Genomic DNA, 23327 nt, shown 5'->3' with positions numbered 1-23327 from the left:
AATAAAATCCTATTCCATTTTTTTTGATAGTTAAATATGTTAGAATATTAATATTATTCATGTATCTAAAAGGAGGGCAGTTTTCTGGTCCATACTGACTGAGCGTTCGCTCTGCACGCTCCAATGGAGAAAGCAGATTTAATGCTGTATGGAAAAAAGAAAGCGATTACAATGGAACTGAAAAATGTTAAACATCTGTCATTTCCCGAAGCTTCCTTTCAGAAATGGAAGGAAGCTATAGAAGAAAGTTTAAAAGGAAAAAGCATTGATCGCTTACAGACCCTTACATCTGAAGAAATTGCCCTGCACCCCCTTTACACAGTGGAAAACAGTACAAGAGAGGAATGGCCGGGGCTCTATCCTTATACAAGAGGCATTTCGGCTGCAGGCTACCGCGAACAGGAATGGCTTGTATGCCAGCCTGTTTCCGGCACAAACAGAGGAGAGGCAAACCGCAGGATACAGGAAGCCCTGAAAAGAGGCCAAAACACCATATCCTTTTCAGCAGATATGCTTCCAGGCAGCATAGAAGAAGCAAACGAGCTTTTTAACAATCTGCTTTTGACGGAGATTCCGATTTTTTTGGATGTATCGGGCAAGCAAAACCAGTTTTTCTCATTGCTGAATGATTACTGCAAACAGTCTTCCATTGATGCGGCTAGGATTGGCGGTGTCATTGCAGAGGATTTAATAGCAGAATGGGTTGTGAACGGAAAGATTCCAGAGTATCCGGAATTATATTTTAAACGCTGGTTCTCTGCAATCAAGGAGGCCCAAGAACGTTTTCCAGATGTAAAAACCATTCTCATAAAAACACCAGTCTTCCATAACGGAGGGGCGAATGCTGTGCAGGAGCTTGCTTTGGCGCTTTCTTCAGCCGTCAAATATTTGGAGGAAGGGCAGAGACAGGGACTTTCCCTGCTTGAAATCACTTCTAAAATGGTATTCTCCTTTTCTTTGGATTCCAATTATTTTATGGGCATTGCGAAGCTGCGTGCCGCCCGCCGTCTGTGGGCTTTATTGTCAGAAGCATACGGAGGGCCGGGTGACTGGTTTAAAATGCATATTCATGCTGTTACCTCCGAGGTTACGGAAACACTGTATGACCGTTATGTAAATGTTCTCAGGACTGCGGGCCAGGCCTTTTCTGCAGCAATTGGCGGCATCCAATATCTTCAGGTTCACCCATATGACCATGTTCAGGGGAATTCCGGGGAATCAGCAGAGAGAATCGCCCGCAATATCCAGAATATTTTGAAGGAGGAATCGCATATTACGTCTGCTGCCGATCCCGCAGGAGGTTCATGGTATGTTGAGCAATTGACAGATGAACTGTCGGAAAAAGCATGGAGGAAATTTTTGCAGATCGAGCAAACAGGCGGAATTCTCCAAGGCTTGCTGACAGGAAGGATTCAAGAGGAAATCAAGGATGTTTATGAGAAAAAAAGGCTTCAAGTTGAATTACGGAAGGATAGTCTGATAGGAACAAATGTCTATCCTGATCCGGGAGACCATGCATTGACCCCTGGCAAGATTGACATTTCTTATCTGGAGACGGATTCTGACTTCGTTGAAATAGAACCAGTTAAAGCAGTGCGCCTGTCTGCCGGGTTTGAACAGCTAAGGCTTCGAAGCAGCAAACATAGGCAGAAGACCGGACATGCGCCAGTGATGGGGATAATCTGCCTGAAGGATCAAAAAACCCATAAACCCCGCCATGATTTTATTGCCGCACTGGCAGCTTCAGGGGGAATTGAAGTTTCTGCTAGCGCTGGCCTTCAATCCGCTGAAGAGGCAGCTGCATTTGTGAAAGATACTAATTTGCCGGTCTATTGCCTGTGCGGAAGCGATGACAGTTATCAGGAGCTTGGGTTGCAAATACTCCAAGAAATTAAAAGAGAATATCCGGAAAAGAGGATGTATGTGGCCGGATTGCAGACAGGGGACGCTGGTGAGGCGCTGTCAGGGGCTGGTGCTAATGACTATCTTTATAAGGGAACAAACGCGGCAGCTATTTTAACACAATTGCTTAAAGAGCTGGGAGTGAATGAAGATGATAAAGCCTGACTTTTCCAAAGTTAACCTTTCCCAAACAGCTGTAGAAGGCTCAAGAAAAGAATGGAAAATGAAAGCGGAAAAAGCTGTAAATGCCCAAATTGAAGATTTGCTTTATGAAACAAATGAAAATATCTCCATTAAACCTTTATATGGGACCATGGATTCCGAAAACCTTGAGCATATGAATGGTTTTCCCGGTATTGCGCCATATACAAGAGGCCCTTATCCCTCCATGTATGTGAACCGCCCATGGACAGTCAGGCAGTATGCGGGCTTTTCTACGGCAGAGGAATCGAATGCCTTTTACCGGCGCAACCTTGCGATGGGGCAAAAAGGTCTCTCGGTTGCTTTTGATTTAGCAACCCACAGGGGATACGATTCCGATCATCCCCGGGTCGTAGGTGATGTTGGAAAAGCGGGTGTGGCAATAGACTCCATTCTTGATATGAAGAGGCTCTTTGATGGGATTCCCCTGGATAAAATGTCAGTTTCCATGACCATGAACGGCGCTGTGCTGCCTATTCTCGCGTTTTATATTGTAACGGCGGAGGAACAGGGAGTCACCCAGGAGAAGCTGTCAGGAACTATCCAAAATGATATATTAAAAGAATATATGGTCCGCAATACGTATATATATCCTCCTGAAATGAGCATGAAAATCATTGCGGATATATTCGAATATACGTCAAAATATATGCCAAAGTTCAATAGCATCAGTATATCTGGATATCATATGCAGGAAGCTGGTGCCCCAGCAGATATCGAACTTGCCTATACACTAGCTGACGGGCTGGAATACGTCCGTACAGGGATGAAGGCAGGAATTGACATAGACTCATTCGCTCCCCGGCTGTCTTTCTTTTGGGGTGTTGGAATGAATTATTTCATGGAAGTGGCAAAAATGAGGGCTGCCCGCTTTATCTGGGCAAAGCTGATGAAGCAGTTTAACCCGCAAAATCCTAAATCCATGGCACTTCGGACACATTCGCAAACCTCTGGATGGAGCCTGTCCCAGCAGGATCCTTTTAATAATGTGACCCGTACGCTGCTTGAAGCCCACGCAGCAGCCCTTGGGCATACACAGTCGCTGCATACAAATGCACTCGATGAAGCCATTGCGCTGCCTACCGACTTTTCTGCAAGAATCGCCAGGAATACTCAGCTCTTTCTTCAGGAGGAAACTGGGATTACTAAGGTGATTGATCCATGGGCAGGTTCATATTATCTGGAATCTTTGACAAATGGGCTGATTGAACGGGCATGGGAGCATATTGAAGAAATAGAAGCACTCGGGGGAATGGCTAAGGCGATTGAAACTGGACTGCCGAAAATGAGAATCGAAGAAGCCGCAGCAAAACGGCAGGCAAAAATTGATTCAGGACAGGAAACCATTGTAGGAGTGAATAAATACCGCCTTGAAAAAGAAGATCCGATAGAAATTCTCGAAATCGATAATACGGCTGTGCGCGAAAGCCAAATTAGAAAACTTGAATCATTAAAACTAGCAAGGGACGAAGAAGAAGTTCATATGGCTTTGAAGCGGCTTGCAGAGGCGGCAGCAAACGGCAGGGGCAATCTGCTGGAATTAGCTGTCCAGGCGGCACGAAGCAGGGCTACACTTGGAGAAATTTCTGATGCGGTTGAAAAAGCGGCAGGCCGCCATAAAGCGGCAATCCGTTCGATCAGCGGGGTATACAGCGCAGCATATTCCAAAAATGCAGATATGGAAGAAGTACAGGAAATGACAAGGGAATTCATGGAGAACGAGGGAAGGCGCCCTAGGCTGCTAATGGCAAAAATGGGGCAGGATGGCCATGATCGCGGAGCAAAGGTTGTATCAACAGCATTCGCGGACTTAGGCTATGATGTCGATATCGGCCCGCTTTTCCAGACTCCAGAGGAAACAGCTCTTCAGGCTGTTGAAAATGATGTGCACGCAATCGGAATGAGCTCGCTTGCGGCAGGACATAAAACATTGCTGCCGCAGCTTGTCAGTGAATTAAAGAAAATGGGCAGAGAAGATATTGTGGTCATTGTGGGAGGCGTCATACCTGCCCAGGATTATGATTTCCTTCTGCAAAACGGCGCATCGGCTATTTTTGGCCCGGGAACGGCCATCCCGCAATCAGCAAAAATGGTCCTGCAGGAAATCTACCGCCGCCTCGGCTATGAGGAAGTGGCGGAATAATGCCCGATAATAAACCTGAATGGAAGGATGAAAACAGCCAGGAAGGATTTGCTTCTTCTTATATAAAAGGAAAAGAGGTTATTTCAGACAATGACAGCAGGCCGGGAAAATTCAAGAAGAAACAGGAGAAGCCTGCAGATCTTGAGGAGCTGAAAGAGGGAATACTCGCAGGGAACCGTGCGAGTCTTGCCAAAGCCATCACTCTTTGTGAAAGCAATGCTTCCAGGCATTTTGAAACGTCACAAAAACTTCTCCAGTCCATTCTTCCTTTTACAGGAAATTCATTGCGGATAGGAATTTCAGGTGTGCCCGGAGCCGGGAAAAGCACATTCATCGAAGCTTTAGGAATGTTCTTATGTGAAAAAGGCATGAATGTGGCAGTATTGGCCGTTGATCCAAGCTCTTCCGTAAATGGAGGAAGTATTTTGGGAGATAAAACGAGGATGGAGGAGCTCTCCAGAAACAAAAGAGCCTTCATCCGCCCCTCCCCGTCAGGCGGCACTCTCGGCGGGGTGCACCGCAAAACCCGGGAAACCATGCTCATGTGCGAGGCTGCCGGATTTGATGTCATCCTGGTCGAAACAGTGGGTGTCGGGCAGAGCGAAACAATTGTCAGGGACATGGTGGATTTTTTCATGCTGCTTGTTCTGACTGGAGCGGGGGACGAACTCCAGGGAATGAAAAAAGGAATATTGGAGCTTGTTGATGCCATTATTGTCAATAAAGCAGATGGTGATAATAAAAAAGCAGCCCAGCGCACAAAAATGGAATACAGCCGGATACTTCATTTTCTGCAGCCTGCTACAAAAGGCTGGGAAGCGAAAGCCTGCACCTGCTCATCCCTAAACGGGGAAGGAATTGATTCCATCTGGGAAATGGCCGAACAGTTTGCCGGGGATGCCAAAAAAACGGGTGTGTTTTTTGAACGAAGAAGAATGCAGTCCAAGCAATGGCTTTATGCCCTCATAAATGATAACCTGCATGATCTTTTTTACAGAGATGAAGGAGTGAAAAATCTGCTCCCTGTAATTGAAAACCAGGTCATGTCAGGCAGCAAAACAATTGCAGGGGGAGTACAGGAAATTTTCCATGTGTTCTTTGAAGGCAATATGCATAAAAAATAGCAAAAAAAGGATAGCAGCATCTGCTATCCAAGGTCAGGAATTAGGGGTGTCACGATTATATTTTACTTATTCCCGATATTCGCCATGTTAAACCACTTATTTTTATCAAAGCTGATGTATTGAATCCATTCAGGTAAGTTGATAAAATGAAAGTGTATAGTTAAACTTGGAAGGAGAATTGTTATGAGCATGGATTTCAATTTTTTTATGAATGATGTTGTAAAACAAGCCCGCGATGATATTAAAAACGCTGGATATACAGAATTAAAGACACCTGAGGATGTTGAATCTGCATTTTCACAAAAGGGCACCACACTTGTTATGGTAAATTCAGTCTGCGGCTGTGCCGGAGGAATTGCAAGGCCAGCGGCTGCTCACTCCGTTCATTATGATAAGCGCCCAGATCACCTGGTAACTGTATTTGCAGGACAGGATAAAGAGGCAACGGAAAAAGCGAGAGCCCATTTTGAAGGCTATCCTCCTTCTTCCCCATCTTTTGCTCTGCTGAAGGATGGCCAATTTGTTACCATGATCGAAAGACACGAAATTGAAGGTCATGACCCAATGAGTGTTGTGAATAAGCTGCAAGGATACTTCGACCAATACTGTGAAGAAGTATAAAAATTAAGAGATCCGATGATTCGGGTCTTTTTTTTGTGAAGAATTGCGAGAAAACGCTTTCTTTTAACCGGTGATTATACATAGATGATCAAGAGTAACTCGTTAAAAACATTATTTTTATGAATAATATTGCATAATTATTTATATGTGTTAAAATACATTTTATCGTATAGTTATTAATAAATGATCAAACAAGAAATTATCGGAGGAAACTATCATGAGTATAAAAAGAAGACTTGGACTCTTACTATCTATTATTTTGCTGGCTGGTGCTCTTGCTGCCTGCGGAACATCCGGAAACAAGGATGGAGCAAACAGCAGCGGAGGGAAGACACTTACAATGGCAACATCTGCAGATTATCGGCCATTTGAATATGTGGAAACATCCACAGGAGATGAAATTAAAGGCTTTGATGTAGATTTGGCTAAGTTAATTGCGAAAAAGCTTGGCTACACATTAACGGTTAAGGACATGGATTTTAATGGACTGGTGCCGGCTCTTCAAAACAAACAGGCCGATTTCGTAATGGCAGGAATGACTCCAACCCCTGATAGAAAAAAAAGTGTGGACTTCAGTGATGTTTATTACACGTCAAATCACATGATTGTTGCGAAAAAAGACAGCAATATCAAAACTCCTCAGGATTTAAAAGGAAAGACAGTAGGCGTCCAGCTCGCTTCCATCCAGGAGGGCATCGCATCAGACCTGGTAAAAAAGGATAAAATAGGCTTGAAGGTAGAAAAAAGAAACCGGATCCCTGAATTAGTGGAGGAAATAAAAGCAGGCCGCTTTGATGCCGCCATCATCGAGGATACAGTTGCGAAAGGTTACCTGAAAGGAAACAAAGATCTGACAGGAAACGTCATAAAAACAGCCCAGAATGGAGCAGGATCTGCGATTGCTTTCCAAAAGGGCAGCAAGCTGACAGACAAATTCAATAAAGAACTAAAGAAGCTGCAGGATGATGGAGAAGTGAAAAAGCTTGTAATTAAATGGTTTGGAGATCAAGCTTCAAAATAATTTGAGCTTTCCACTGGTGAAGCGTCCAGAAAGCATCATGCCTTCTGGACGTTTTTCCGCGCTTGTCCCTTATTTATAGGCTATGGATATATCAATAGGAAAGGGCGAAGAACATGAATCTTGACTTTAAAAGCATTATGCCGTCCCTCCCTTATATTTTGGGAGGCATTTCAACAACGATAAAAGTAGTCATCGTTGCTGCAATCATTGGATTTATACTTGGGATACTATTATCTCTTTTAAAAATAAGCAAAATTAAAATTTTAAACTGGGTTGCTGATTTTTATACCTCGATTTTTCGGGGAACACCGCTCGTTCTTCAGCTGATGCTCATTTACTTTGGTTCGCCACAGCTGTTTGGCGTGCAGATTGAAGCCTATGAAGCTGCATTTCTATCATTCGGATTGAATTCAGCAGCATATATCTCAGAAATAATCCGCGGAGGCATACTCGGCGTGGACAAAGGCCAAAGAGAAGCCGCCTTGGCATTGGGAGTTCCCTACAGAAGCATGATGCTTAATATCATACTCCCTCAGGCGATTAAAAATATCCTGCCAGCGCTAATGAATGAATTGATTTCTTTGACCAAGGAATCAGCGGTGGTAACGATCATCGGACTTGGAGACATTATGAGGCGCGCCTATATTGTCGGCGGGGAAACGTATAAGTTTTTTGAGCCTATCCTTTTTGCCGGGGTCATCTATTATGTAATGGTCATGATTCTTACAATCATCGGAAAAGTAATTGAAAGGAGGATGAGACGCAGTGATTAAAGTTGAAAATCTCCGTAAAAGCTTTGGAAAGCTCGATGTGCTTAAAGGCATCAGCACAACAGTAAAAGAAGGAGAAGTAGTCGCAATCATCGGTCCATCCGGCTCGGGGAAATCGACATTTTTAAGATGCTTGAACCTGCTTGAACAGCCGTCTGAAGGCATCATCACCATTAATGGAATGGAAGTCACGGATAAAAAAACCAATATTATGAAGGTACGTGAAAATGTTGGCATGGTCTTTCAGCACTTTCAGCTTTTCCCGCATAAAACAGTCATGGAGAATCTGACATATGCTCCTATGAAGGTTAAAAAATTGTCCAAAGGAGAGGCAGAAGGAAAGGCAATGGAGCTTTTGAAAACTGTCGGCCTTGCGGATAAGGCAAATGAATATCCGGTCCGTCTTTCTGGCGGGCAAAAACAGCGTGTGGCCATAGCCCGTGCTCTTGCAATGAACCCAGGTGTCATTTTGTTTGATGAACCCACATCGGCTCTTGATCCGGAAATGGTCAAAGAGGTTTTGTCAGTCATGAAGGCTTTGGCGCATACAGGCATGACGATGTGCATCGTTACACATGAAATGGGATTTGCCCGTGAAGTGGCAGACAGGGTATTGTTCCTCGATGATGGGGTCCTTGTTGAAGATAGTTCGCCGCAGGAATTCTTTTCTAATCCAAAAAGCCCGAGGGCAAGAGACTTTTTGGAAAAAGTGCTTTAAACGGGTCCAGGTAAGCTCAAAAAGTGAGCCTTATTGTAAGCCAGCCATAATAACGGGTTAAAGGAAAGGGGCTGCCTCCAGCGTCATCATTGATGACTTACTGGAGCAGCCTTTTTTATGATTTTTTTCGATGGCCATTTATGTGTGATTCATTTCACACATGTAAAATTGCCTTAAATGAGGTATGATTATTTGTAAAATATTTTTTGATAGAGCAAGATAATTTATAACGAAGAATTTGCGGCAAGGTGGTACAAAATATGTTTAAAATAAAAATCGGTTACCGGACCATCAAGACGGCTGTCGGGACAGCGCTGGCAATTATTCTTGCCCAGCTTTTTGATCTGCATAGTTTTCCCTCTGCAGGCATCATAACCATTTTGTGCATTCAAGCCACAAAAAAGAAATCTCTGCGGGCGTCATGGTCTCGGTTTCTGGCCTGCATGCTTGCGATGATTTTTTCAAGCTTCCTATTCGAAGCCATCGCTTTTCACCCTCTTGTAATCGGCCTGATTCTTCTGCTATTTATTCCTGCAACTGTAGCATTTAAAATCAATGAAGGAATCGTGACCAGCAGCGTCATCATTCTGCATCTATATTCAGCAGGGCGCATCACTCTGCATTTATTGCTAAATGAAACAGCATTGATTGCCATAGGAATCGGAGTGGCGCTTGCGATGAACTGGTATATGCCTAGCGTTGATAATAAAATGATCCGTTATCAGGAGGAAATAGAAGAAAACTTCAGCAGGATACTTCGGCAAATTTCGAAGTACCTGAGAACAAACGCCAGCGACTGGGACGGGAAAGAAATTACCGAGACAAACAGCATCATAGCCGAAGCGAAATCCCTTGCCTTTCGGGATGTCGAAAATCATTTCCTGCGTGAAGAAGATATTTATTATCATTATTTTAAAATGAGGGAAAAGCAATTCGATGTCATTCAGCGAATCCTTCCTCTCGCCGCGAACATACCCGCAAAGGTGAAGCAAAGCGGGATGCTTGCTGATTTTATTAAAGACCTGGGTGAAAATGTCCACCCCCAGAATACAGCCATCATTTATCTTGAAAAACTGAAAGAAATGGAAGAGGACTTTAAACAAATGGAACTTCCTAAATCCAGGGAAGAATTTGAATCAAGAGCTTCTTTATTTCAGCTGATGAAGGAAATGGAAGAGTACCTGATGCTGAAGCATTCCTTCAAAGGTTTGCCTCATAGGGGCAAGGTAAGAATGAAAAAAAGGGCAACTGCTTAAACTAAGCAAAACAGAAGGAAAGAAAGGATTTTTCCAATGAAATTTTTGCTTTCTTTATTGCTTGCAGTTTTCCTGTTCCCTGTATCAGCATCAGCTCTTCAGCCGGGGGATTCCCTGGTTATCATTAATAAGTATTCAAATAAACTTGCCTATATAAAAGATAACAAGGTGCAGCAGGTTTATCCCGCAGGAACCGGGAAAAGCGATGATTTGACACCAGAGGGATTGTTTACGGTGAAAGTGAAAGCGGTGAATCCTTATTACCGGAAAAAGGATATACCTGGCGGTGATCCCAGAAATCCGCTTGGCACAAGATGGATTGGTTTTGATGCAAAAGGGACGGACGGCAGGATCTATGGTATACATGGTACAAACGATCCATCTTCAGTTGGCAAGCACATATCCCACGGCTGTGTAAGGCTTCTTAAAGAAAATATAGAAACTCTTTATGAGCTGGTGCCGCTTGGGGCGAAAGTCTTGATCATAAAATCCAGCAAGGATTTCCAAAGCATCGGGCGCCAATATGGAGCAATTCAATAAAAAAGAGAGAAAATCCAAACGGATTTTCTCTCTTTTTTATTTCAGCGCCTAGCCTCTCGAGGTCATAAGTGAATTGAAGGCAAAGAGCGCCTTCTATTCTTCCACGCCTTATGCATGTCGAAGGCCCCCAGGATGGGGGTCACAAAGACGTTGCCGCAGGACGCGGCGTTCTTAATCCAGCTCCAGCGCCTAGCCCCTCGAGGTCATAAATCACGCAAGAATTGAAGGCAAAGAACGCCTTCTATTCTTCCGCGCCTTATGCATGTCGAAGGCCCCCAGGATGGGGGTCACAAAGACGTTGCCGCAGGACGTGGCGTTCTTAGTCTTTGATCCTCTGCAAGGCTTGCGCTTTTTGTAATCCAGCTCCAGCACCTAGCCTCTCGAGGTCATAAGCCACGCAAGAATTGAAGGCAAAGAGCGCCTTCTATTCTTACGCGTCTTATGCTGGTCGAGGCTGAAAAGGCGCTTGCGCTTTTTGTAGTTAAAGCAAGAAGGCTATGCCTGATAGGAGGGTGGTTAGCAGCATGGATAGCAGCATGACGTATACGACGATTTTTGTGAACTTTTTGTTTTTCATTTTTTCTCTCCCCGATTACGTTTGTTACTATTATTTTACCGTCTGTCCTCTGCGTTCACAAGAATAAAGTCAAACTTCAAAGCAGGTAGTGTTCCGGCATGCTTGCGGTTTTTTCCAGTTTCATCTGTTTTTTGATGCAATATTTAAGAAAAGTAGATTTTCAGCAGGAATTATGACGATTTATACCGAATATTGTTATGTTGAAATAGTGGTAAATCTAAAGATGGGAGCTGCTTGCCATGATTGAAAAAGTGGATCATATAGGAATAGCGGTAAAGTCGATTGATCAGGCGCTGCCGCTATATACAGAAACGTTTGGTTTAAAGCTGTTAGGGATTGAGGCAGTGGAAAGCCAGGGAGTGAGGGTTGCCTTCATTTCTGCAAATAATGTAAAACTGGAATTATTGGAAGCGTTATCAGAAGACAGCCCGGTTGCTAACTTTATTAAAAAAAGAGGAGAAGGCCTTCACCATATTGCCTGGGGAGTGCAGGGGATTGAAGAACGAATTGCAGAATTAAAAAGCTCTGGGATAAAGATGATTGATGAAACTGCGAGAACAGGGGCTCATCAGGCAAGTGTTGCTTTTTTGCACCCCAAATCAGCTTCTGGCGTGCTATATGAATTGTGCGAACCCAAAAAGGAGGAAAACACAAATGACTGACATCTATGAACAAATTAATGAGCTTTATGACAGGCGCAGGGAAGTGGAGCTAGGGGGCGGAGACGAACGAATTGAAAAGCAGCATGAAAAAGGAAAGCTGACTGCGAGAGAGAGAATTGAGCTGCTTGTTGATCCAGGGACGTTCATCGAATTGAATCCCTTCATTGAACACCGAAGCAGGGATTTTGGCCTTGATAAGGTAAAGGGACCTGGTGACGGAGTGGTAACCGGATACGGGAAAGTGAATGGCAGGGATATTTACTTATTTTCTCAGGACTTTACCGTATTTGGCGGGGCTTTGGGAGAAATGCATGCAAAGAAAATTGCAAATGTCATGGATTTGGCTGCCAAGAATGGAGCCCCCTTTGTAGGACTGAACGATTCCGGCGGTGCCCGGATCCAGGAGGGAGTCGTTTCGCTGGACGGGTATGGACATATTTTCTATAGAAATTCGATTTATTCAGGCGTTATTCCCCAGATATCTGTCATAATGGGGCCATGTGCGGGCGGCGCCGTTTACTCTCCTGCCATTACAGACTTTGTTTTCATGGTGGAGAAAACGAGCCAGATGTTTATCACAGGGCCTAAAGTCATTGAAACGGTTACAGGAGAAAAAATAAGCTCCGAGGACCTTGGAGGAGCGGATGTCCATAATACAATCAGCGGAAATGCCCACTTCAAGGGAGAGTCTGAAGAAGAAGTCCTGAAGATGGTGAGGGAACTGCTAAGCTATCTTCCACAGAATAATGAAGAAAAGCCGCCGCGGCTTGAGGCTTCACAGGAAGATGACTATCGTCCGGATTTGACAGAAGTCATTCCGTTTGATGGCCTTCGTCCCTATGATGTCCGGAAAGTCATTGAGCAGGTGGCTGACAGCGGATCCTTTATGGAAGTCCAGAAGAATTTTGCCAAGAATGTTGTTGTGGGACTGGCAAGAATCAAGGGTGAGACGGTAGGGCTTATCTGTAATCAGCCTAAGGTATTAGCAGGAGGGCTTGATATTGATTCCTCCGACAAAGCGTCAAGGTTTATCCGGTTTTGTGATTCGTTTAATATTCCCCTTATTACCTTTGAAGATGTTTCTGGATTCTTTCCTGGTGTCAAACAGGAGCACGGAGGCATTATCCGCCATGGAGCTAAAATCCTGTACGCTTATTCAGAGGCCACTGTACCTAAATTAACCGTTATCCTAAGGAAAGCATATGGAGGGGCGTACGTAGCATTGAACAGTAAATCCATTGGAGCGGATCTTGTTTTTGCCTGGCCAAATGCCGAAATTGCGGTAATGGGTTCCCAAGGGGCTGCCAATATTATTTTCGCGCGTGAAATCCAGAACAGCGAAAATCCTGAAGAGACACGTGCCGAGAAAATTGAGGAGTACAGGCAGAAGTTCGCAAATCCATATGTAGCAGCGAGCCAGGGAATGGTCGATGATGTGATTGACCCCCGTGAAACAAGGATCAAGCTTATTCAATCGCTTGAAATGCTGAGAAACAAGAAAGAATCCCGGCCATTTAAAAAGCATGGTAATATACCGCTTTGATGATCAGAAGAAAAAAAACGGAATATTTGCCGAGCATCTGTTTTTAGCAGTATACTAAAGGTGGGATTATACATATTGCTAAAAAGCAGACAAATAAAGCAGAAGTGCTGTATGAATTATCAGCATGCTGCCTGAAAAATTTTGGAGGTTTTGCAGGGATGATTAATGAAGATCGTTTAGTAAAAGAATTTATGGAATTGGTGCAAATCGATTCTGAAACAAAATTTGAAACAGAAATTGCAAAAGTGCTAAAGGAGAAATTTTCAAGCCTTGGCGTTGAAGTTTTTGAAGATGATACTACTGCACAAACAGGCCATGGAGCGGGCAATCTGATTTGTACACTTAAAGGTACAAAAGAAGGAGCAGACACCATCTACTTTACTTCTCATATGGATACCGTAGTTCCTGGAAAAGGAATCAAGCCGTCCATTAAAGATGGTGTGATTGTTTCTGACGGCACAACGATTCTTGGTGCCGACGATAAAGCAGGACTTGCTGTTATGCTTGAGACACTCAAGGTGATCAAAGAGCAAAACATTGCACATGGAACGATTGAATTCATCATTACAGCCGGCGAGGAATCTGGTCTTGTCGGTGCTAAGGTTTTGGACCGTTCATTAGTTACGGCAAAATTCGGCTATGCGCTTGACAGCGACGAAAAGGTTGGAAACATTATTGTAGCTGCTCCAACGCAGGCAAAGGTTTCTGCTGTCATCACAGGCAAAACAGCCCATGCCGGTGTTGCCCCTGAAAAAGGAGTATCAGCAATTACCATTGCTGCTAAAGCCATTTCAAGGATGCCTCTTGGACGTATCGACTCAGAAACAACGGCTAATATCGGACGCTTTGAAGGCGGACAGCAAACGAATATCGTCTGCGACCATGTTGAGATTTTAGCAGAAGCGCGTTCCCTTGTGCCTGAAAAAATGGAAAAGCAAGTGCAAAAGATGAAAGAGGCATTTGAATCGGCTGCAGAAGAAATGGGCGGCCGGGCTGATGTTGATGTGAAAGTCATGTACCCTGGATTCAAGTACGGTGCAGGTGACCATGTAGTGGAAGTGGCAAGAAAAGCGGCCGGAAAAATCGGGCGTCCTTGCGAATTGCTGCAAAGCGGAGGCGGAAGCGATGCTAATGTGATCGCCGGATTTGGAATTCCTACTGTCAACCTTGCTGTTGGCTATGAAGAAATCCACACGACCAATGAAAGAATTCCAGTTGAAGAACTAACTAAACTGGGAGAAATGGTCATTGCAATCATTAAGGAAGTAGCAGGCGAATAATCAATGAAAAAGAGAAATTCCTGTTAAAGGAATTTCTCTCTTTTTCTGATTTTTATGGTTAAATAGTCACGGAAGAAAAAGGGGACGTTTAGGTGAATTTGACTAATCTCCTTTTTAAAAAACTGGAAAATCATCAGACAAGATTAACAGTTTCTATCAAAAAGATTGCGGGTGATGACGTATGAAGGATTCGCGGAAAATTGTGGTGATTACATCCGGGGAAGAAGAATTTGGTTTGCCTATTGAAACGGTGCAATCCATTGAAAAGCCTGTGAGCTTAACGGCAATCCCCCATTTCTCCGATGTTGCCGAAGGAATGGCAGCCATAAGGGATACACTGATTCCTATGATCTCTATTCAAAAGGTTTTGTTTCCGCATAAAAAACCTTTGGAAAAACAGGGAAAGTGGATATTGTTGAATACAGATGGCATGACGATGGGGCTTATTGCGGATGATGCCCGCGAAATCCTCGATATATCACAGGAACAAATTAAGGTAGCGGGTTTCCTGGGCTATCAAAAAACAAAATACATAACAGGTGTAGCCGACCTGGGTGAAGGCAGGCTGATTTCCATCATTGACCCGCAGGTGCTATTCCAGTCAATAGAAGGAATCAGCGGCATAGAAGAATACATATTAAACCAGCAATCGGGCTGATGAATGGCCCGTCAATTAAGACGAAGTGCAGGATGCAGTCTTGTCCTTCTGTTTTTGGAAAAGAGCGGAGAAAATTTATTTTCTTTGCTCTAATCCGAAATCTTGTTCATCCGTATGTGCCGGATGCAGAATCATGGTCTCTTATTTTTACACGCTTAAATACTCACCTTATCCATCTAAGGCTGCTTTCTTGCTTTACAATTGCTTGTGTTTCTGAAGAGCCCGATACGGCTGTATAAACCATCTAAGTATAGTGCTTTTCCCTGATTTCAGCGATTGATTTTCTTCAAAAAGTACACCTGCAGGTTCACTCCACCTTCTCTTAAAATTCATAAAAAGTTAGGCTATCCACCTTAATTTTCCCTGTTTTCTATTTGCTGATTGCAAAGCTTGATCACTCCAATATATTTTCTACCCATTTTTCGATCGTCCCATCTTTCCTAAGCGAAACAGTTCTTGTCCATACTTTTTGCGAAATTAAATGCCCTTGTCTTCAGTGATGAACACTGGTGCATCATTATTGGGGGATATTAAAATCCGGGTATTTGGTGTTTTAGGATTCGATAATCCCAAGTGGCACCTAAGGGTTTAGGTTGTTCATTCTTACAAGCATTAAAACCATATGAAATAACACCGTATTACGATAGGCCGAATACACATTTTTAGGTAAATTCAGTCTTAATGAAGAGAAAATAGTCTTTTACCTCGTTCCAATGTCCTTCCATGACACATATTAATACAGGGTAAATGATTATCAAGGAAGGGGAAAAATATTGATGAATAAAGAATTGTTTACTCATATGATTGGCAAGGTTCTCAGGGTAGATAGAGGGGGGCCGGAATCTAGGACGGGATTATTGTTAGGCATTTCAGATGACCATTTGGCGATATTAACTGAGAAAGAAGGGGTCATCTACTATCAAACTGATCATATAAAAAGTATTACTGAGAATGTAAAAAAAGGATTCGAGTTTAAAGTTGAGGTCCCTGAGGATTTTTCTTATACAACAGCTTCAAATTTTAAATGCTTACTAGATGAACTTAGAAATCAGTGGGTAAGTATTAACCGTGGCGGCCCAGAGAAACTTGAAGGTATACTTTGCGATAATAATGATGAATTCGTTACGGTATTTTTAAACGAAGAAGTTATCCGCCTGGCCATGTTCCATATCCGCAGTATCAGCATAGGGGAAAAAGTGGAAAAAGCAGAAGAAGATGAAAAGGCAGAAAATAATCAAGATAAAAACTCAGATAAAAACTCAGATAAAAACTCAGATAAAAACTCAGATAAAAACTCAGATAAAAACTCAGATAAAAAATCAGATAAGAATGAAGATAAAAAATCAGATAAAAATGAAGATAGAAATTCAGATAGAAGATCAAGAGAAAAGAATAAATAAATTATCCCATACTTGTGTCGCTTCTATTAGAGAAGCGACCCTGCCTATATTAAGGAGGACACTAAGTTGATAAAACCAAATTTTTACAAGGAACTTAATCAACTGATAGGTTTTAATATTAGTATCATTACAAATAATCATAATGTTCATAATGGGTTCTTGCTTGATGTGAAAAATGATTTTCTTGTCATTCAAATGAATCAAGCTAAAGAATGTTATTTTAACTTAAATCAGATTTATGCAGTGTCTAAAAATACCAGAGATTTCAAGAGTAAAGTCTTTGATTACAATTCAACACAGAAACAAACCTTTATAGAATTACTAAATGAATTAAAACATCAGTGGGTGACTGTTAACGGAGATAGTATTCTGTCCTTTGAAGGGTTATTGGGTACTGTAACGGATAATTATATCGAGTTATTTAATAAGGATAAACAATCTTATATTCAATTACCTAATATACATTATATTTTAAAAGGTATCAATAAGAGGGAATCGTCCGAGAATAAACAACAGGAAAACAGGGAGGGAAAAACTGATAATAAACAGTCAGAAGCAAATCAAGGAAAGGAGTTTAATGCTGAATTAAAGGAAGAGAATGATGCATTAGATCTTAAAGTGAATGAAGAGTCAGCTGCAACTCTTGAAAAAAGTGAACATCGGGAGTTTTTACCTGAAGTAAAAGAAGAACCACCTGTTCAATCTGAAATTGCTAAAGATCAAGAAGTTTTATCGGAAGCAAATCAAGGAAAGGGACATAATGCTGAACTAAAGGATGCATTAGATTCGAAAGTGAATGAAGAGTCAGCTGCAACTCTTGAAAAAAGTGAACATCGGGAGTTTTTACCTGAAGTAAAAGAAGAACCACCTGTTCAATCTGAAATTGCTAAAGATCAAGAAGTTTTATCGGAAGCAAATCAAGGAAAGGGACATAATGCTGAACTAAAGGATGCATTAGATTCGAAAGTGAATGAAGAGTTAGCTGCAACTCTTGAAAAAAGTGAACATCAGGAGGTTTTACCTGAAGTAAAAGAAGAACCACCTGTTCAATCTGAAATTGCTAAAGATCAAGAAGTTTTATCGGAAGCAAATCAAGGAAAGGGATTTAATGCTGAACTAAAGGATGCATTAGATTCGAAAGTGAATGAAGAGTCAGCTGCACATCTTGAAAAAAGTGAACATCAGGAGGTTTTACCTGAAGTAAAAGAAGAACCATCTGTTCAATCTGAAATTGCTAAAGATCAAGAAATTTTATTGGAGGTAAATCAGGGACTTGAAGTATTATCACAGCTAATTGCTGAGCCGGTTACCCGCGAAGGAAAAAGCGGACATCATGGAGTTTCGCCTGGATTCGAACAACCAGCTACTCGATCTAAAGAACATAAAGCGGACAAATATCAGGCCGAAACAATTGAGGATACGGCTGAATATAAGGAACAAAAATCCACTGAAAAAAAGAAAAAAAACATAGAAGTAAGTAAGAAGGAATTTACTTCAGCAATTAATAAAAAGGATATACAATCTGTAATCCAGGAAAACCAGGCAGAAGAAAGCTTGAACTCAATCCCTCAGGAACCTGACAAAGAATTGCCAGAAAAACATGATTCTAAAGAAAAAAGAGCAATGATAATTCAGACATTAATGAAGTCCAGTGAAAAAATGTTTACAGAAAATAGAATGCAAGAATCCCAATTTTCTTCTTTGATGAAGTATGCTCAAATAATCCACAGAAGAAAAGACAAACGGGTTAAGCCTTAAAAATGATGATGCTGCAGTTTTCTATGATTGGAGGAGTTTTCTATTCTGTTTTTGCAAAACCTCAAAACTATTTTAAGAAAGATCTTCCAATGAAGTCCCAGAGTACCTGTATAATGGGATTAGACTCCTTCCATCTATGTGCAAACTCCTCCATTCGATTTTAAATGGCAATCCGGTGATATGTTTTACTATCTTCATTTTAACCCGGGTAAGCCTCTTTTTACTTACACTATTTGGGTCTCCTTGGAATTGACCGGTATGGCAGGATCAATCTCTCTGATATGACTGGGATGCTTATAAATCAAAACGGGTTTGAGCGATATAGTAAAGTACACACAATGGGAAGTTGTTTTATTTGCTTTCAGCTTTCAATATGTTCGTGTTGGCATATGCTGGTGAAGAATGTATACATTAAGCATTTTAAAATTCTAAATGATGGACAATCCATTCAGCGCTATCAAACTAATGGGAATGTTATAACTTTTATATCCAATTTACTCAATAATCTTCCTGGAGTTATGTTAGGGACTTTGTCGATAAGAATCCTCAACCAGTAAAAAATGCTTATTTTGCCAACTTGGCTTGGAGCGATGTCGATACTTTGATAACGCCTTTTGGTACACTGGCTGCAAAGTAATGAAGTTCAATTTTGGTGTATTTTTGGGCTGCTTGGTTATTAATGCAGTAAGGAGGGATGAAGAATCATATCTTTCATGTATATTTTAAATCTACATCATATTTAAACAGATTACCTGCCGTGAATAAAAGGCAGCAAAGACGCTGCTTTTTTACATACACTCAGTCTACTGATAGATGGCAAAATCCCGTGACTTCTATTAAAAAATTCATCCAGACAAATAACTAAACAAGTAAAAAGCAAGCTTGCTAGTGTCATTACCTTTATACATCTGAAAACCAGTTCTGCTAATCAAGGCGCATTCCTTTAGTAATCACAAAAAACCAAATGCGTGTTCTGGCATTTCACCTATAATCTGATACAATAGTGAAAGGATGTTAGGTGTATAAGGAAGTGGCAGTTTTGAAAGAAATGTACCCAAAAAAAGGAAGAGTTATACTTCATGTTGATATGAATAGTTTTTATGCTTCTGTTGAAATGGCCTATGATTCGTCCCTTAAGGGAAAACCCCTTGCCATAGCCGGCAATGTAGAAGAGCGGCGGGGAATTATTGTCACCTGCAGCTATGAAGCGAGAAAATTTGGCGTAAAGACAACAATGCCCATTTGGGAAGCCAAGAAGCTTTGTCCTCAGCTCATTCTTCAAAAGCCTAATTTCGAACGGTACCGGAAAGCGTCACTCGCAATATTTGATATTCTAAGGCAATACACAGACCAGGTTGAGCCGGTATCCATTGATGAAGGATATCTGGATATAACCGAATGTGCACCGCTAGGCTCACCACTTGAAATTGCCCGCAGTATTCAGCAGCGCATATTAGAAACAATGGACTTGCCCTGTTCGATCGGTATTGCCCCTAATAAATTCCTAGCCAAAACAGCTTCAGATATGAAAAAGCCAATGGGAATTACCATCTTGCGCAAACGGGATGTTCCGGCTAAGCTTTGGCCGCTCGAAGTTGGCGAAATGCATGGTATAGGAAAAAAAACAGCGGAAAAACTTCATTTGATAAACATCATGACAATTGGAGATCTGGCAAAGGCCCAGGAAATCTCTGTTAAAAATCTGTTGGGGATAAATGGAGTGCGGTTAAAGGAACGTGCAAACGGCAATGACGGCCGTTTGGTGGATCCAGAATCTATCCATGATCATAAAAGTGTGGGTAATTCAACCACACTGCCAAAAAATACATCCAGCGAAAAAGAGCTTATTGACATTCTTGGCAAATTGTCTGAAAAAGTGGCAATCCGGCTCAAAAACAAAGGGCTCGTCGGTCAGAAAATTGGAGTGACCATCCGTTATGGAAACCTTAAAACAATTACGAGAAGCAGGCTCACTCCAAATCCTGTATGGTTAAAGGAAGATGTTCATGCTCTTTGTGCGGATCTCTTCAGAAAGAATTGGGACGGAGAGAAGGTAAGGCTGCTTGGTGTAACAGCTTTTGAAGTGAAAGAAAAAGAAACCGCCTCTTTACAGCTTGATCTTTTTTCTTTTGAGAACGAAGCTAAAAAAGAGCCCCTATATCAGGCAATGGAACAGCTGCAGAATAAATTCGGGAAAAGCATCATAAAAAGGGGAGTCTACACAGCACCTGACCCGAAGACGGCTGCTATTGGCACAGAAACAAGCTTTAACAAAGATTTGTTTGACAATTTTGCGCTTAAAGATACAAAAAATAGGGATGCTAGAAAAGATATAAGGCAAAAATGGGATCAAGACTGACGATAAGTGAAGAAGGCTCTTTTCTTAAAAATTGCTGTTTTTTAATGAGTTCTGTGAGGCAAACCCATAGTTATATCAGCCACCTTGTTCCATAGCAGCAAAGTTTACGAAAATAGCCATAAAGAAAAACACACAGCTGGCCATATATTAGGCTTCTGTGTGTTTTTTAGTGGAGCTTATTTTTCTTCTTTATTAAACCATAGAGGTTCATTGTCATCCACATCACCATTATAGTTGATGAGAATTTCCTCTCCTGCTTTTATATCCTTATACGCGTAAAAGTCAAAGGTGTGGTTTTTAAAGTTGATATCATACGTGGCATTCGGTTCGTATGAATGGTTAAATAGCATGCCATATCCCAGCAGGATTGCTGTATGGTTCACGCCGTATTCAAAAGCATAATCATCGAGCAGCGTTTTTTCGATGTGAACATGCTGCTCATTGGGATAAGAAATAACCGGTGCTTCATGAATAAGTTCACCTTTTGCTATATCAGTTTTTGCAAACACGCCTCTATTGAATTCTCCGTCGCTGAGCGGAGATGTTTTGATTTCTATCATGAGATCACCTGCAATCTTTTCTTTTAAGTGTCTTACCTTTCTAATAGTGAAGGTTTATGTGTAAGAAAGCAACTGTTTTTAGCAGTTATTTCAGTAAAATTGTGCACTTCCGTTGCAAACACGAACGGAGACAGGGATATGAATAACAAATTATTATTTTTTATTAAGGTTCTTTTCTTAAAGGTTGTTGTTTTTTTATGAGTTTTGTGAGGCGATTTCTAAAAGCACATAGCAGAAGGCAAGACTGGCAGAACCGTATTAAAACAGGGTAATATCCCTACATTAAAATAGGCCGGTTGGGATTTTTATGAAGATATTCTTTCATATAAGATATTAATATGTTTGCTTTTTGAAAAAATGGGGATATGGATAGTAAAAGAATTTTACGGCCAGTCACAAGGAACCGGGCAATCATACATACAATAGCATTAGGATATTAAAAGAGGGGTGATTGTTGTTATGATCTGGGTTATTATATTTATTTTCTTGCTGTTTATCGGAATCGAGACAGGAATATCACATTGGATTAATTCAGGAGTTAATCAGCACAAACCTCTTCATAGAAGGAAAGAGATTGTGCATGTCATAAAAGAGAAATTTCTTGGAAATAAAGTTTCATAGTCCCGCAGAAAAGGATGCCGCACGCGGCATCCTTTTTCACTGCTGAAAGCTGATCGGGATCAGCCGCCAGTTTCCAGCTTTTCGATGGGCCACCAAAAATGCCCGTCTTTTTTCAGCAATTCACTGGCACACTCCGGCCCTTTTGAACCTGAAGGATAATTCGGGAAAGATGAATCCTTTTCTGTTTCCCAGGCTTCAGAAATGCTATCGACGAATTTCCAGGAAAGAGCAACCTCATCCCAATGTGTAAAGTTCGTGGCATCTCCCCTCATACTGTCGAACAATAGCTTTTCATATGCCTCGGGCGTATTGATTCTGTCTATGCTGTTATTGGATACCGTTAAAGTTATTGGGGTTGTTTCAATGTCTTTGCCGGCCTTTTTTGCATTCAGGTGAAGGGTGATTCCCTCATCTGGCTGGATATGAATAACAAGGAGGTTAGGATTAAGCACCTGTTCTGCCCCGTAATATAAATTCATAGGAATGTCCTTGAATTGAACGACAATGGCAGTGGATTTAGCTTCCAGCCTTTTTCCGGTCCTGATGTAAAACGGCACGCCAGCCCAGCGGAAATTATCAATTAACAGTTTGCCGGCTACAAATGTTTCTGTATTGGAAACAGAATCGACATTGTGCTCATCACGATATGCAGGCAGTTCCTTTCCTCCGGCCGAACCTGGTCCATACTGTCCCCGGACAAAATAATTCTTCACCTCATCTTTTGCCACCGGGCGCAGAGAACGAAGCGCACGCACCTTTTCGCTCCGCACTTCATCGTCCGTTAAACGGATAGGCGGTTCCATGGCAAGCAAGGCTACCATTTGAAGCAAATGGTTTTGCACCATATCCCGCAGGGCACCGCTGTTTTCATAATAACGGCCTCGCTCTTCCACACCGAGCGTTTCACTTGAGGTGACCTGGATATTCGAGATATACCGGCTATTCCAGAGAGGCTCAAAAATGGCATTTGAAAATCGGATTACTTCAATGTTCTGTACCATTTCTTTGCCGAGGTAATGGTCGATCCGGTAAATTTCCTCCTCAGAAAAAGCAGTGCGTATTTTTTCGTTGAGTTCCTTTGCAGACTCGAAGCTGTGGCCAAACGGCTTTTCAATCACTAAACGTTTATACCCAGCTGTGTCAGAGAGCCCCTGTGCTTTTATCTGTTCTGCAATTGTTCCGAAAAACTCCGGAGCCATTGCCAGGTAAAAAATACGATTCCCCAAAAGTCCATACTGGGCATCAAGCTTCCCGGCAATATCCTTTAATTGAATATAAGATTCAGAGCTTGTTACATCATGTGAATGATAATAAAAATGGGAAGCAAATTCTTCTGCATGGTCCTGACCGCCAGCAATATCTGACAAAGATTCCTTGACGTTTTCCTGGAATTGTTCATTAGTCAAAGGTCTTCTTGCAACGCCGACAACAGCAAACTTATTTAGCTTTCCTTTTTGAAATAAGCGGTATATCGAAGGAAACAGTTTTCGATTTGCAAGATCTCCAGTTGCTCCAAAAATCATAATCAATCCGGATGGTTTATCATTTTCCATAAGCACATTACCTCTTTTCAATGTGAAGTTTTTTTTAAGGCTATATTTTGTGATTCTCCC

At 41.9% G+C, this 23327-nt stretch carries 19 protein-coding genes; 16 read left to right on the top strand and 3 right to left on the bottom strand.

Annotated elements, in window-relative coordinates:
- Nucleotides 1-141 precede the first annotated feature (141 nt).
- The 9 genes from ACN6MY_RS17355 (at nucleotide 142) to ACN6MY_RS17315 (ending at nucleotide 10296) form a co-directional block, all read left to right on the top strand.
- Nucleotides 142-2067 (top strand): methylmalonyl-CoA mutase family protein, encoded by a 1926-nt coding sequence (locus tag ACN6MY_RS17355; RefSeq protein WP_419881308.1) that lies wholly within the window; start codon nucleotides 142-144, stop codon nucleotides 2065-2067.
- On the top strand, nucleotides 2054-4246 hold the full coding sequence (scpA, locus tag ACN6MY_RS17350) for a methylmalonyl-CoA mutase (protein WP_419881307.1): 2193 nt from the start codon (nucleotides 2054-2056) through the stop codon (nucleotides 4244-4246). The genes ACN6MY_RS17355 and scpA overlap by 14 nt, the downstream gene beginning before the upstream one ends.
- Nucleotides 4246-5370 carry a methylmalonyl Co-A mutase-associated GTPase MeaB gene (gene meaB, locus ACN6MY_RS17345; RefSeq protein WP_419881306.1) on the top strand — a complete coding sequence of 375 codons (1125 nt, stop codon included), beginning with the start codon at nucleotides 4246-4248 and terminating at the stop codon, nucleotides 5368-5370. Before scpA ends, meaB begins: the two co-directional genes overlap by 1 nt.
- A gap of 183 nt (nucleotides 5371-5553) precedes the next feature.
- A complete protein-coding gene (locus tag ACN6MY_RS17340) occupies nucleotides 5554-5991 on the top strand; it encodes a BrxA/BrxB family bacilliredoxin (protein ID WP_419881305.1) in 438 nt (145 codons plus the stop codon).
- Between the two features lie 223 nt (nucleotides 5992-6214).
- Nucleotides 6215-7012, top strand: coding sequence for a transporter substrate-binding domain-containing protein (locus ACN6MY_RS17335; protein ID WP_419884200.1), 798 nt, complete (start codon nucleotides 6215-6217; stop codon nucleotides 7010-7012).
- 113 nt (nucleotides 7013-7125) lie between these two features.
- Nucleotides 7126-7785, top strand: coding sequence for an amino acid ABC transporter permease (locus tag ACN6MY_RS17330; RefSeq protein WP_419881304.1), 660 nt, complete (start codon nucleotides 7126-7128; stop codon nucleotides 7783-7785).
- Entirely contained in the window at nucleotides 7778-8500 is a 723-nt protein-coding gene (locus tag ACN6MY_RS17325) for an amino acid ABC transporter ATP-binding protein (protein WP_419881303.1), read from the top strand. The genes ACN6MY_RS17330 and ACN6MY_RS17325 overlap by 8 nt, the downstream gene beginning before the upstream one ends.
- Nucleotides 8501-8760: 260 nt before the next feature.
- The gene (locus ACN6MY_RS17320) at nucleotides 8761-9756 is read left to right on the top strand and encodes an aromatic acid exporter family protein (protein WP_419881302.1); all 996 of its coding nucleotides are present in this window, start codon (nucleotides 8761-8763) and stop codon (nucleotides 9754-9756) included.
- Nucleotides 9757-9792: 36 nt separating this feature from the next.
- Nucleotides 9793-10296 carry a L,D-transpeptidase gene (locus tag ACN6MY_RS17315; protein WP_419881301.1) on the top strand — a complete coding sequence of 168 codons (504 nt, stop codon included), beginning with the start codon at nucleotides 9793-9795 and terminating at the stop codon, nucleotides 10294-10296.
- A gap of 481 nt (nucleotides 10297-10777) precedes the next feature.
- On the opposite strand, the gene prli42 is transcribed toward ACN6MY_RS17315, so the two are convergent.
- Nucleotides 10778-10873, bottom strand: a complete 96-nt coding sequence (gene prli42, locus ACN6MY_RS17310; RefSeq protein WP_170846185.1) for a stressosome-associated protein Prli42 — start codon at nucleotides 10871-10873, stop codon at nucleotides 10778-10780.
- Nucleotides 10874-11112: 239 nt separating this feature from the next.
- On the opposite strand from prli42, the gene mce reads away from it, so the two are divergent.
- The 7 genes from mce (at nucleotide 11113) to ACN6MY_RS17275 (ending at nucleotide 20533) form a co-directional block, all read left to right on the top strand.
- The gene (gene mce / locus ACN6MY_RS17305) at nucleotides 11113-11535 is read left to right on the top strand and encodes a methylmalonyl-CoA epimerase (RefSeq protein WP_419881300.1); all 423 of its coding nucleotides are present in this window, start codon (nucleotides 11113-11115) and stop codon (nucleotides 11533-11535) included.
- Entirely contained in the window at nucleotides 11528-13078 is a 1551-nt protein-coding gene (locus tag ACN6MY_RS17300; RefSeq protein ID WP_071352718.1) for an acyl-CoA carboxylase subunit beta, read from the top strand. Before mce ends, ACN6MY_RS17300 begins: the two co-directional genes overlap by 8 nt.
- Nucleotides 13079-13236: 158 nt before the next feature.
- Nucleotides 13237-14358, top strand: coding sequence for a M20/M25/M40 family metallo-hydrolase (locus ACN6MY_RS17295; RefSeq protein WP_419881299.1), 1122 nt, complete (start codon nucleotides 13237-13239; stop codon nucleotides 14356-14358).
- Nucleotides 14359-14539: 181 nt separating this feature from the next.
- Nucleotides 14540-15016, top strand: a complete 477-nt coding sequence (locus tag ACN6MY_RS17290) for a chemotaxis protein CheW (protein ID WP_419881298.1) — start codon at nucleotides 14540-14542, stop codon at nucleotides 15014-15016.
- 776 nt (nucleotides 15017-15792) lie between these two features.
- The gene (locus ACN6MY_RS17285; RefSeq protein WP_419881297.1) at nucleotides 15793-16416 is read left to right on the top strand and encodes a hypothetical protein; all 624 of its coding nucleotides are present in this window, start codon (nucleotides 15793-15795) and stop codon (nucleotides 16414-16416) included.
- Nucleotides 16417-16482: 66 nt separating this feature from the next.
- Nucleotides 16483-18174 (top strand): DUF2642 domain-containing protein, encoded by a 1692-nt coding sequence (locus ACN6MY_RS17280; RefSeq protein ID WP_419881296.1) that lies wholly within the window; start codon nucleotides 16483-16485, stop codon nucleotides 18172-18174.
- Between the two features lie 1039 nt (nucleotides 18175-19213).
- The gene (locus tag ACN6MY_RS17275) at nucleotides 19214-20533 is read left to right on the top strand and encodes a DNA polymerase IV (protein WP_419881295.1); all 1320 of its coding nucleotides are present in this window, start codon (nucleotides 19214-19216) and stop codon (nucleotides 20531-20533) included.
- 176 nt (nucleotides 20534-20709) lie between these two features.
- Here ACN6MY_RS17275 and ACN6MY_RS17270 read toward each other — a convergent pair whose 3' ends face one another.
- Nucleotides 20710-21093, bottom strand: coding sequence for an SET domain-containing protein (locus ACN6MY_RS17270; protein ID WP_419881294.1), 384 nt, complete (start codon nucleotides 21091-21093; stop codon nucleotides 20710-20712).
- A 680-nt stretch (nucleotides 21094-21773) separates the two neighbouring features.
- Complete coding sequence (gene zwf / locus ACN6MY_RS17265) at nucleotides 21774-23267, bottom strand: glucose-6-phosphate dehydrogenase (protein WP_419881293.1); 1494 nt, start codon at nucleotides 23265-23267, stop codon at nucleotides 21774-21776.
- Between the last annotated feature and the right edge of the window lie 60 nt (nucleotides 23268-23327).

It is taken from the genome of Peribacillus sp. B-H-3, from assembly GCF_048572925.1.
Classification (GTDB): domain Bacteria; phylum Bacillota; class Bacilli; order Bacillales; family DSM-1321; genus Peribacillus.
This window is presented reverse-complemented; position numbering and strand designations above follow the sequence as displayed.